This is a genomic window from Methylophilus sp. E2MeOHC9 (assembly GCF_058744375.1).
Window position 1 is genome coordinate 401,746 of record NZ_CP196024.1, and the last position, 12,123, is coordinate 413,868.

A 12,123-nucleotide genomic window follows, 5' to 3' on the forward strand; every position below is an offset into this window, starting at 1 on the left:
AATCACCACACCGTAAGCCAGTGATCATGCTTGGTATTTGATGTGTATGTGACGGGTGGCTATCCCTGAACCTGGACTCTACACACTGAATCCAGGCGTTTATTGTGGAAAATTATATGGCGTTTATCGCGTGTTTTAATTCAAGGTGACGTCAAGCGTGACTATGCTAAATCAGCCCCATTTTCTGGGCACTGATGGCGGCTTCAGCACGTGAGGAGACATTCAATTTACGATAAATCTCCTTCACATAACCGGCAATGGTATTGCGTTTCAGGCCAAGCATATTGGCAGTTTCTGCCATGGTCATGCCTTTGGCAATAATCGATAACACTTCTTTTTCGCGCTCCGTCAGCAACTCTTGCGGTTGCTGGCTATAGGGTTCGTGAAAGTGGCGCAGCAATTTTCTGGCAATGGCGGGAGATAAAGGCGGCTGACCGGTGACGATGCCATTCAGTGCTTGTACCAGGGCAGCTTGTGGCTGATCCTTAAGCAAATAACCATGTGCACCTGCGCGCAGTGCGGGGAAAATGTGCCTATCATCGTCAAAAATGCTGGCAACCACGCAAATAGTCTGCGGACTATGCCGATTAAACCATTCAATCACCGTCACGCCACTGCCATCTGGTAGACTTAAATCAATGAGCGCGATATCGACTGGGCGGCTAGTAGAAATGACAGCAATCGCTTGCGCAACACTATTTGCAGAACTAATCGCAATTTTCGGGAAGCTATTATGTAATACTTCTGATAACCACAGTTGTGACTCTGGCGTATCTTCAAGTATGAAAGCAGTTTTCATTGGCTGGTTTGTGCGCGTGCGCTCAAAAAGTATAGCGTGACTATATACGAATTTAAAATGAATACACTCCCGCAAACGTGGGGGATCCAATACAAACAACAAAAATAACCAGCGCCATGACCTACCTGTTACAGCACGTATCAAAAATGCATACTCCCGCCTGGCTGATGTTATGGGCATCGTCCCTCGCCACAGCGCATGCCATTGCCGCTGAGAATATCCCCACTGCGTCCTATTTCGCACTGGATACCATGGCACCCGAAAGCAGCTGGGCAGTACGCTTTGAACAACGCAGCAGCCATTTTGATGCGCGCTATGATGACCGCGGCCATTTGTCTCCGCTAGGCAGTGCTTTTAATAACATGAACTTGAATGCAAGCATGTTTCCAGCCCTGTCAGCACTTGGGCCAGGCGCTTCTTTAGGCACCACGCGTTTCGATCACAAAACCGATAACCAGATCAGCATTTTAACCATAGGCTACGGCCTGACGCCCAACCTGACCGTGGGCGCCATCATCCCTTATGGCATTTCTCGATCACGTGTCAATTTTGCTGTCGATGGTGGTAATGTCGGCTTCAACCCCGCTTTCAATGCCAGTCAACCCATAGGGCCTGGCAACTTCCCCTTCGCTCCGGCAGGGGGTGGCATTCCGCCTATGGGCAGTGCCGGTGTGCAAAATATCCTGACCAACCCTGCATTCGGCTATCAATATAAAGCATTGAAAGACACCCGCAACGAAGGTTTTAGTGACCCCACGCTAGGCGTATTATGGCGTGCCATGAAATCACCGCGTGAAAGCCTGATTCTTGGCCTGGGATTGCGCATGGGCCTGGCAAAAAAAGATGATCCCGATAATTTGCTGGATACACCATTAGGCGATGGCAGCACAGATATACGCAGCCGGGCTGAGTATTTTTATGACCTGGGTGCCAATTTCGATCTGCGCCTGCTGGCCGATTACAACTGGCAGTTCTCGGACAAAGCCCGCATGCGTATTCCAGCCTCCAGCCAGGGGCTGGCACTGGCAAGCTCGAAACAAAAACTGGACCGTGACCTCGGGGATTATTACGAAACAGATATTGAATTAGGCTATCGCTGGTCGAACTGGCGGTTCGCAAGTACCTGGCATCGCTTCGAGAAAAAATCCGATGATTATCGTTCAAGCCAGGGGACTGACACTGCACCGCTGGAGGTTTATACCGACAGGCGCGCAGACCAATACCGTGTCAGCGCCACCTGGAGCGGCGTGCAGGCATGGCAACAGGGTAAATTGCCTTTACCGATGATCGTAAAACTGGAGTTCCAGGATACCTATGCCGGGCGTAACTTTGTCAATGTGCAGGATATTAACCTGCAAGTGATCACCCTGTTCAAATGAAAAAGCGCACGCCCTTTCACTGCTGGATGTGGCTAGTTGGCTGCTTGCTCGGCTCTTTACTTAGCCCCAATGCCGCACTGGCCGACGAGATACCTGCCACGCCCGCTGGAGTAGAAATAAGCCAGGCAGCGTTTGTCCTCAGTGATAGCGAAACCCCTCCGACGTCGGCGGCCTGGTCACCGACCAAATTGCCGGATTTATGGAAACTCACTCACCCGAACGCATTCGGCACCGGCTGGTACCGCTTTCAGTTTGATTACCCAGGCCTGAATGCGCATGACATCTACGCCTTGTACCTTTCCCGGATGAGCCTCAATGCAGAGGCTTACCTGAATGGCAAAAAAATTGGGTCGGGCGGCTCATTCACAGAGCCTATCTCGCGCAACTGGAATCGCCCGTTACTATTTACGATTCCACCCGACACGCTGAAAGCCACGGATAACACTTTATACATCCGTGTAATTGCGCCGCAGAACTCCCAGGGCATGTTATACCCGCCAAAAATCAACCTGCTGCACACGCTACAGCCAGCCTATGAGAAAGCCAGGTTTATCCGTATCACGCTAAACCAGACTTCCAGCCTGCTGATCGTCGGTATCGGCCTGCTGATGCTCAGCCTGTGGTGGCGCAGGAAACAGGATACCGCTTACGGCCTGTTTGGGCTGGCGGCGTTTGTCTGGGCACTGCAATCGCTTAATTTTTACATTATCACCGCGCCGTTGCCTACCGCGCTGTGGGAGATCCTGGTCAATGCCAGTTTCCAGGCGATTTCGACTTTGTGGCTGATTTCGCTGCTCGATTTCGTCGGCATCCGCTTGAAACGTTTTAATCAATTATTGTGGGGGATTTTGATTTTAGCCCCGGTGACTTTGCTGCTAACACCAGCAGACTACTTTATGCTGGCGACCGATTTCTGGCATCTGATCACCATGGTGGTAGTGATTTTCGGCCTGGCTTTACTCGCAAAAACCGGCTTTGTCGATCACAACAAAGATGCCAAATTATTGCTGACGACACTGAGCATCATCCTGCTGTTTGCGTTTCATGACTGGCTGATCCACACCAATGTCCCTGGCATCAATGCCTGGCTAATCACTGAAGAAGAATACCTGATGCAATTTTCGGCACCGGTGCTGTTCCTGATTGTCGGGTTGATGATGACTTCGCGCTATGTCGGGGCGCTCAACAATTATGAGCAACTGAACCAGGAACTGGAACAGCGCGTAGTCTCCAAACACCAGGAGCTGAATGACAACTTCCAGCAACTGCAATCCATCCTCAAGGAACAGGCCACACTGGAAGAGCGCGAGCGCATCTACCAGGATTTGCACGATGACCTGGGCGCCAAACTGCTGACACTGGTTTACCGGGCGCAAAACCCGAACAATGCTGAACTGGCACGCTCGGCGTTACAGGATTTGCGTGATGTCGTGTCGCGCGCCGGCGATGAAAGTAGTGCGCTGAATGACATCATGGCCGATTACCGCATTGAATGCGAAAAGCGGCTAGGTGACGTGCAGATCCAACTACGGTGGGATAACCAGGTTAATGACGACACCTTGCAGCTTACGCAACCGCAGGCGTTAAATCTGGGCAGGATCATCCGCGAGACCATCTCCAATGTGATTCGTCACGCGCAAGCGACCGAGCTGGCTGTCACTTTGCAGCCCACCCAACATCACTTGCTGCTGGAAATCCAGGACAATGGCATTGGCTTGCCTCCAAGCAGCGATAAATCGGTGGGGCGCGGCTTAAGCAATATCCAGAAACGCGCAGTATTGCTTGGCGGAGAAGTCCATTTCGCACCAAGTGCTACCGGCGGATTAAAGCTCAGCCTTTACCTGCCCTGGCAACTGATCTCACGTCAGCCGGCCTAGTTCACCCAGCCACACCTTTTCTCCGCACCATGCGCACCCCCTGTTCAAGGGGGTCACACGCCCAAAGAATCCTTTTAAGATGCAAGCAACAGGTATTGTCACGAGCCTGGCGCGCACAAGTTGTCATAAGAAAGGGTACTGATGTCCAAGCCACTTTTAATGCTCATGCTATTCGCAGGCATGCTAACCACCCCTGCTAGCCAGGCAGATGAAATCAAACCGCAGGCACAGCGCACCAGCAGAAAGCCCGCTATCACACCGGCGGCGGCGACCAATCGAAAACCTGAGCCTGCAGCGACAGCCAAAGGCACTTCCTCAGAAAATAAAAACACTCAGGAACAAAGTAAAAACCAGTCCCCTGCCGCCAGGGAAGAAACTCTTATGTTGCAGGATGATGCGCGGAATGTACTGGATGACCTGCGCGTAAAACCAGATATCGCCGACAAGCTGGTCAAAGAGGTGGCTGACCCTGACAAGAAGGAAAGCGCTATCGACAGAGTCAGGGACATGGCAAACGCGGCGGGAGAGTTGGATGTGGTGGGCGTTGACGCCAAGGCACGTGATCGCGTCGTTGATGCCATCAGCCGTAGCGAAAACCCGAAAGAGGTAGCCAATGAAGCAGTAGGCGAGGCGGCCACTGAGAGCGTGTTTGGCAAAGAGGTTGCCAAGCTGGTGCCTGGTGGCAAGAAGGGGAAATTTAGGGAATTGTTTATGTCTCTGCTAGAGATACAAGGTTCCCTGGAGCATCTTGGCGCTGAACCAGATGCGCCAGAGGTCGTGGAGGCGATTAAAGAAGGTGCCAGGGAAGGAGTGACGACCAGGCAGGAAGCACGCGCCGTCATGGAAAAAGCAGCACACAAGGTGCTGGACAGGCAAGGTTTCACACCAGGAAAACCAGGCGAAACGCTCAATGCGCGCCTGGCGGCCATGGCCGAAGAACAAAAAATCCTGCAAGCGGAGCTGGATGCCAAGAAAGCAGCCAAAGCCAAAGCGGACTTGTTAGCACGGCAAAGGGCAAAAGTCGGTGCTGGCAATCTTGGAAACAGTGCGATTACCCAGGGTGCCGCAGGTTCAACTGCCACTGGGCGCAGTGTTTCATCCAAAGTAACCGTGGCGGTGGGCGGTGGCAAGAGCAATACCAGTGGCGCGGGGACAGCGCAACACGGCACCGGCACAGACGCAACAAAAACAGTGGGTAGCGGCGGCCAAAACCGTGCGGATATGGCATCCACCCGCCTCAGCGCAGATAAAGGTGGCGTGAGCAATGCCGGTCAACCAGCCACGGGCAACCAACCGACGACCAACCCCGCCGGCGGCAACACCCCACCTGCGGCAATTACACCACCAGCTGGGGATAGTGCACCTGCCAATATCGATACGAATAATGCGCCGCAATCGCCTATCCTTTCCGATGCCGATGTCAATACACCGGCCACCAGCCAACCAGCGACGACGACTGCGCCAAACAATCCGCAAGCCGATAGAGGCAACCCGAACTCTCAAGTCACCAGTGGCGGGAGTGAGGTGCTAGTCGGCATGAATGGGCCGCATGTATCCGTAGGCACCGAGAACTACCAGATGGGTGACAACTCCAGGACATCGACGACCTACTTCGCAGATGGTACTTTTGAACAAACAACGGTGACGGTCACTAGAGATAGTAGCGGTCACATCACTAGCAGTACTGAAACCAAAAGTACCGGGACCTGGGCACCTGACAGCCGCGGGAACAAAGAGCAAACAAGCACCACGAGCTCTAACAGCACGACAACGGCAAGCAACGATCAGGGCAGCACAAGCACCAGCAATCAGAGTGATAGTGACGACGACGATGATGACGATGACGACAAAAACCAGTCCGAAGACCCGCCGCCGGCTGAACAAGCATCCACTGAACAAACTGAAGAAACATCCACCTCTGAAGAAAGCAAAGCAGCGAGTACAACCCCTAATCCTATGGATATAGGCGGTGGCGACCCATCTCAACTTTCAACCAGTACCGGTGGCCGCCTGGGTAACCAGGAGGCACGCCGTCAGCAACGCGGACTTGAGCTGGCTCGCGCCGGAGGTGGCGCAGCCGGGCCTAACCCTGAAGGCAAAGGGGGCTCATACACCCTGCTGACGCCTGAAGAAACGGCCAACGCGGAAAGAGCCCTGAACATGCGGGCAGGCGCAGGGGTGACCAATCCTAACCCACTGAGAAAAGACAGCGTCACCGCCACCGATCGCGACTTAAAAGAACTGTATCTACGTGGCAATGGCGGCGCCAAAGGGCCTACGGATAAACCCCCCCCAACCAAGCCACAAGACCCGCGCAGCCCGGTAGGTGGAAATACGCCAGGCCTGGCGCCCACTGGTGGCACCCGCATCAATGCGTCTAAAGCCACATCCGCCACCACACAGCGCAAGCTGAACGGAAACAGCCGGATCGCAGTGGATGGTTTGAAATCCAACCTCAGAAATTAACCTCGTATCTATTATTTGCTAGCAAGGCGTATATGGCACTTCATACCAACAAATACATTCCACTGGCTGTCATGCTGTGCTGCCTGAATAGCTGCGGTTCCTTACAGACAAGTGCTACAGAAACCAGCAAGGCACCAAGTGCTTTGACAGACCATACCTTGCAGGCGAAACGCCTGGCAGTTGTGGATGCGATTAGAAACGGGCAGTTTGACCAGGCAAAAAAATTAGCCGAAGAGTTAGTACTGCTAGATCCGAAATCAGCTATCTCGCACTTGTTGCTGGGCCTGAGCTATCACTCCCAAGGAGATGCCGAATCCCTGAATCTTGCCAGCTCTGGCTACAATGCCTCTCGCCAGTTTGCTGGCCAGGATATGTGGCCTAACTACCTGGCAGGCGTGGTGGCCATGCAACAGCAAAATGCACAGCAGGCGATGGAGTCTTTTTCAACTGCAGTACTGGCAGATCCGGATAACCCTTATGCATTTGAAGGCCTGGCTGCGGCAGCCTATCTTTCGGGCAGGCTCACCATCGCAAAACATGCAGCACAACGTGCATTGCATTTACAGCCAGACTCAGCCATTGCCTGGCGCATGCTGGCACTTACCCTGGCCGCACAAGGCAATGGCCAACAGCTTTCAGTAGTACTTGACCAGAAACCATTGCAGGTGACGCAAGAACAGCAATACTGGCTTAAAACCAGAACGCAAAACCTTATGCGCACCAAACAGGTGGATGAATATACCCAACTAGCGCTGAACGAAGACGAAAATCAGGAACTACGCACGATCAGGAAAAGGATAACTCCGGCAAAAGCAGCAGTATCGCAACAATTAACGGTAGATGTCACCCTGATACTCTCAGATAAAAGAAATACCAGCCGCACAGGTGTGAATCTGCTGGATGGGTTGCAAGCTGTTTTCGGCTACGACCGCACCCTGACGTCCACCAAATTCCGTGAAACCGGATTTCCGGAAATCAACACGTCTAACCGCACAATCACGCGCAGCATCAGCATTCCGGATGTCACTTACAACCTGAATATTTTCAACCGGGGCGACCGTTATTACGACGCCATTGCCAGGCCAAGCCTGACGGCATTTGTCGGTGAAACCTCGCGTTTTTTTATTGGTGACCAACTCAACGTCAATGTGGCAGGCATCCAGTCTGCACAAATCGAGAAAATCAACGTCGGCGTCTCGATGAAAATTGTGCCTTCGCTCATCACTGAAGATGGTGCCCGCTTTCAACTCGAAGTCGATAGAAGCTTTTTAAGTGATACCAATGCCGGCACGTTTACGCAGGCGGTAGGTACATTCAAGCAAACGGTGAGCGCCACAGCGGATATCAAATTCGGTGAAACCCTGATCTTGAGCGGACTCTCGGAATCGGTAGGAGATAATACCGAATCTAAAACACCGATAGTGGGTGATATTCCAGTGATTAAGACGTTTTTTTCGAACAGGAACACCCTGAAAAGAGCGCGTTCCGCCATTATTTTAGTCACGCCTTCACTGCCCAGCAGCTTTGCCAGGACAGTCAACTATCTGCCCGCAACGACCAAGCTGCTCGAGCTGTGGGATAAGGTCATTGAGCCTTCTGTAGGAAGCGAGAAGTTAATTCAGGATATTGCCCAGAATCCGCAATTTAGCCGTTTCTCTCACGGCGATGCCCATGTACGAGGGCTGGAAGACGAGGCGCTGAAAAAAGTATTACTCGATAATATTAAAAACCACGCGAATATTTAAGCCATCCCGCACGAACGCGCCTGGAAACTCGTCTCTGGGTGCCTTAACCATCTCAGCCTCAGCGCTAACTCAGAAGCGCTTCAAACAAATGTATACTCCACACCCCCTGTTCTGGGGGTGCACGTTTTCCTCACCATCCGTTAGTCTTATCAGGAAATTAGAACATTGCTAATAGTGACTTCTGAGAGAGAGGAAGGCAGCATGAAATTCACAGAGTGGACACAACCCACAGGCCAACAAAAAAATCAGTTCGGCCTGGCTTTATCAGCCTTGTTAGGCATCAGTCTGTTAACGTCCAATATTTCTCATGCCAGTGAAATCGCGACCAATATGGTGTTGTCGTTTAATGAAGCGGCTGACTTTGGTCAGGGTATAGATAAATTCCTGACGCTCAATGCCACGACGGCAAATGCGCGCTTTCTGACAGATCGTCTGGGCACATTTAGTGGTGGCAATGTGATATTCACATTAAACGGGCATCAAAGTGTCTCTATCAATGACCCGGGGGTAGACACACTGCCAGATGCTCCGCGTAATTTGCTACGGGTGTATGCCAGCACCACGGCCAGCGGCGCTTTACTTACCGAGCCGGCTGCATTGACCTTCAACACTAACTGGTCTTGTACAAACGCCTCGCTCAAATGCAGCAGTAATACATCCGTCAGCACACCCAAAAGTATTACGCCAGCAACACATGCACTGGTAGATAGACAGTCAGTGTTACAGCCCATTCATTTACAGGCCACTGCCACTGTCGAGCCGCTGGTTGACAATGTGACCATCAACTCCGGCAAGTTGCACGTGAGCGGCACTGTACAAGTCAATGCCAGTTTTACTGCCAAGACCACTGCGCAGTATGCGGCAGACGCACTAGCGGCGACGTCCGCCACCACTGGCACCCTGCGCTGGGGAGCAGCGGCTTCAGACATACGACTGTTACGCAACGCTACATGGACAGATGCGCCAGTCGCCAGCAACCTGCAAGCCAGCCGCACGCCTGGGTTGGAAAAAGCTCAACAACTGCTGACTGTGGCTCGTGACAGTGCTAACTTACTGGCAACCGGCAGCGCCTCTGGCACCAGCTACAACGCTGGCACCACCCTGACACAACAGCTGTGGAATTTGACGGCAACGGTTGAGCCGGCATTGGGCCGTAGCCTCGCTGGGCACACCGGAGAATACTTTTCGGAATCCGATGCCGCTGCTGAGATCGCGGTACTGCGCAGCATGCTGAATGGCGCTACCGACACCAGCTTTGTGGCTGACCTGGAACAGGCATTGAACAACCCATTGGCAGTAGGGCCTGCGCCAGTATTATCGTTTGACGGCTCTCTCATCGGCATCAATGGTGCAACGATGTCAGTGTTTTATCTAGGCGCTGAAAGCAATGGCCGCGTGGAAATCGAGCTAGCCGCTGCAGACCGCTATGCATTTTGGCGCACCGCTTACAGTTTCAACAATATCGCTTTTCTGCAAGGTGCAGCAGAGGGTGTTACCGTCTTTGGTGGCAATTATGATGGCACCCAGATTCGCCTGTACGATCAACAACACGTCGGTGAAGTTAACAGTGATGAACTGTTTTATTTAAGCGGCAACCAAGCGGCGGCGCGGCTGCAATTAAATAACTTCTACAACAACCAGCTGTTAGTGGTTGCCAGCTGGGCGGTTACCCCGGTGCCAGAACCAAGCATTTACGGCTTGCTTCTCTTCGGGCTGGTGCTCATAGGGCGTATGAAAAAGATCGCCTGAACCCTGCTTAACTAATAACAATAAACTGATTGTATTACCCTCCGGCAAGCTTTAAGTGGGCACTCGCGGCCTTCTTAAAGCTTGCAAATTTTTCCACACTCAGTCGCATTCAATACCACTGCCTAGTGCTCTGATCCTCTCAAAACCTTAAAGTCTGCTTCAGGATATTCACTTAATTTCGCCGGGTTTGCTGCCAATTTGCGCTAGCTCAATAGTGTGATTTATCATCGCGGTTATATTGAAATTTTGCTTTTGCATTTTAAGGATGTCATATGCAGCAGCTGATTCAAATTTCACCACCGCAGCGAAAAAAACCGGTCAATAAATTCGCTTTATTCAATCTCGGTTTCCGTCCGTTTTTCCTGCTCGCCGCAGCGTTTGCCGCCATTTCTATCGCCGCCTGGATGTGGTCATATCTCCGTTTCACGCTACCTCCCTTATTCTATGTCTCGGCTTCACAATGGCATGCGCATGAAATGTTATACGGCTTTGCATTTGCGGTGATTGCCGGTTTTTTACTCACCGCGGTGAAAAACTGGACTGGTATCCAGACATTACAAGGCCTTGCTTTATCAGGGCTGTTGGCATGCTGGGCAGGTGCGCGTATCGTGATGCTGATGGCTCCCGACCTGGTCATCCTTGCCGCCATTCTGGACCTGTCATTTAACCTGTGGCTGATATTAGCGGTTGCACGCCCTATCGTTAAAGTGAAGCAATGGCGGCAACTGGGCGTGCTTTCAAAAGTGGGGATACTCACGCTGGGCAATGCAGCTTTTTATGCCCAGGCATTAGGCTGGTCCATGAGTGGCGCACGTGCTGCGTTATGGGTGGGTTTGTTGCTTAATGTAAGTCTGATTCTGGTGATCAGCCGCCGCATCCTGCCAGGGTTTATAGAACGTGGTGTGAAAGAAGAAATCTCGCTGAAAAACTCGGCCTGGATAGACCGGCTATTAATGTTATCGCTGGTGGCATTACTATTGAACATCCTGACTGTTGATTCAACCATGATACATATAGTGTTAGCGCTCACTATCGCCATTGCCAGCAGCATACGGTTGTGGCGCTGGCATGCACCGGGCATATGGCGGGTGCCACTGCTGTGGAGTTTCTACGGCGGGTTGTGGCTGATTAATGCCGGTTTCTTATTGTATGCTTTCAGTTTTATGAATAGCGGCGTGTCACTCATTCTTGCTATCCATTGCTGGGCCATCGGTGGTGTTGGCGTCATCACACTGGCGATGATGGCGCGTGTATCGTTAGGCCATACGGGCCGCAATATTCATGCGCCGCCGGGTAGTCTATCCTGGATATTTGGGTTGTGTATTGCAGCTACGTTATGCAGAGTCTTTTTGCCACTCTGGATACCCGAGACTTACCGCATCTCCGTCATGCTGGCTGCGGCTTGCTGGATAGTCGCGTTCACCTGGTTCTGTATCAGCTATTGGCCCATCCTCAGCAAACCTCGAATTGATGGAACGCCAGGTTGATCACGCTTTCCACTTGATTGAACAACCGATACTCTGCACCTGTTCCTTCGGTCCATGGCCAGTTTGACTCACCTGCTTCATCGCCCTGAATAAATCGCGCGTACTATCTGGCGCGGTTTCCTTGCGGCTTTCGTCAAAGCGTCCACGATATTGCAGCTCGAAGTGCTTATTGAAACCAAAGAAGTCTGGCGTACACACGGCATCATATGCCTTGGCGACCTGCTGGGTTTCATCGAACAGGTAAGGAAAAGGCAGCGCCAATTCTTCAGACAGTTTTTTCATATTCTCCGGGCTATCTTCCGGATAATCAGCAGGGTCGTTGGACATAATGGCGACGGTATTGATGCCTAATGCTTGCAACTCAGTGACATCAGCAATCAGGCGCGGCAAAATCGCTTTGACATAGGGGCAGTGGTTGCAGATGAACATGACCAGCAGGCCTTTGGGACCCATGCTAGCTTGAAGATTCACCAGCTTGCCGTTGACATCCGGCAGGTTGAATTCAGGGGCTTTCCAGCCGAAATTGCATGCTGGAGGATTGATACTAGCCATGTGATTCCTTTCAAAAACTTTCTAGACCTTCACTATATAATTTTGTGCAATTTCGGCGAAGGCTAACTC

General features: G+C 52.0%; 8 protein-coding genes. 6 read left to right on the forward strand and 2 right to left on the reverse strand.

Going from position 1 to position 12,123, the window contains the following annotated elements; all coding sequences use genetic code 11:
- Positions 1-166 precede the first annotated feature (166 nt).
- On the reverse strand, positions 167-799 hold the full coding sequence (locus ACSSVF_RS01945; protein ID WP_492405056.1) for a response regulator: 633 nt from the start codon (positions 797-799) through the stop codon (positions 167-169).
- Positions 800-915: 116 nt separating this feature from the next.
- On the opposite strand from ACSSVF_RS01945, the gene ACSSVF_RS01950 reads away from it, so the two are divergent.
- The 6 genes from ACSSVF_RS01950 (at position 916) to ACSSVF_RS01975 (ending at position 11,502) form a co-directional block, all read left to right on the forward strand.
- Positions 916-2,178 carry a hypothetical protein gene (locus ACSSVF_RS01950; RefSeq protein WP_492405058.1) on the forward strand — a complete coding sequence of 421 codons (1,263 nt, stop codon included), beginning with the start codon at positions 916-918 and terminating at the stop codon, positions 2,176-2,178.
- Positions 2,175-4,055, forward strand: a complete 1,881-nt coding sequence (locus ACSSVF_RS01955; protein ID WP_492405059.1) for a sensor histidine kinase — start codon at positions 2,175-2,177, stop codon at positions 4,053-4,055. Before ACSSVF_RS01950 ends, ACSSVF_RS01955 begins: the two co-directional genes overlap by 4 nt.
- A gap of 141 nt (positions 4,056-4,196) precedes the next feature.
- A complete protein-coding gene (locus ACSSVF_RS01960; protein ID WP_492405061.1) occupies positions 4,197-6,521 on the forward strand; it encodes a hypothetical protein in 2,325 nt (774 codons plus the stop codon).
- Positions 6,522-6,553: 32 nt separating this feature from the next.
- Complete coding sequence (locus ACSSVF_RS01965) at positions 6,554-8,266, forward strand: secretin GspD/PilQ domain-containing protein (RefSeq protein WP_492405063.1); 1,713 nt, start codon at positions 6,554-6,556, stop codon at positions 8,264-8,266.
- A gap of 201 nt (positions 8,267-8,467) precedes the next feature.
- Entirely contained in the window at positions 8,468-10,015 is a 1,548-nt protein-coding gene (locus ACSSVF_RS01970) for a PEP-CTERM sorting domain-containing protein (protein WP_492405065.1), read from the forward strand.
- Between the two features lie 272 nt (positions 10,016-10,287).
- Positions 10,288-11,502: an NnrS family protein gene (locus ACSSVF_RS01975; protein ID WP_492405067.1), complete on the forward strand. Its 1,215-nt coding sequence runs from the start codon at positions 10,288-10,290 to the stop codon at positions 11,500-11,502.
- On the opposite strand, the gene ACSSVF_RS01980 is transcribed toward ACSSVF_RS01975, so the two are convergent.
- Complete coding sequence (locus ACSSVF_RS01980; RefSeq protein ID WP_492405069.1) at positions 11,503-12,054, reverse strand: thioredoxin family protein; 552 nt, start codon at positions 12,052-12,054, stop codon at positions 11,503-11,505. It abuts the gene before it with no gap.
- Positions 12,055-12,123 lie beyond the last annotated feature (69 nt).

Coding starts and splice junctions, on each gene's coding strand:
- ACSSVF_RS01960 (WP_492405061.1), top strand. CDS start 4,197: ATGTCCAAGCCACTTTTAATGCTCATGCTATTCGCAGGCATGCTAACC.
- ACSSVF_RS01955 (WP_492405059.1), top strand. CDS start 2,175: ATGAAAAAGCGCACGCCCTTTCACTGCTGGATGTGGCTAGTTGGCTGC.
- ACSSVF_RS01980 (WP_492405069.1), bottom strand. CDS start 12,054: ATGGCTAGTATCAATCCTCCAGCATGCAATTTCGGCTGGAAAGCCCCT.
- ACSSVF_RS01950 (WP_492405058.1), top strand. CDS start 916: ATGACCTACCTGTTACAGCACGTATCAAAAATGCATACTCCCGCCTGG.
- ACSSVF_RS01975 (WP_492405067.1), top strand. CDS start 10,288: ATGCAGCAGCTGATTCAAATTTCACCACCGCAGCGAAAAAAACCGGTC.
- ACSSVF_RS01970 (WP_492405065.1), top strand. CDS start 8,468: ATGAAATTCACAGAGTGGACACAACCCACAGGCCAACAAAAAAATCAG.
- ACSSVF_RS01965 (WP_492405063.1), top strand. CDS start 6,554: ATGGCACTTCATACCAACAAATACATTCCACTGGCTGTCATGCTGTGC.
- ACSSVF_RS01945 (WP_492405056.1), bottom strand. CDS start 799: ATGAAAACTGCTTTCATACTTGAAGATACGCCAGAGTCACAACTGTGG.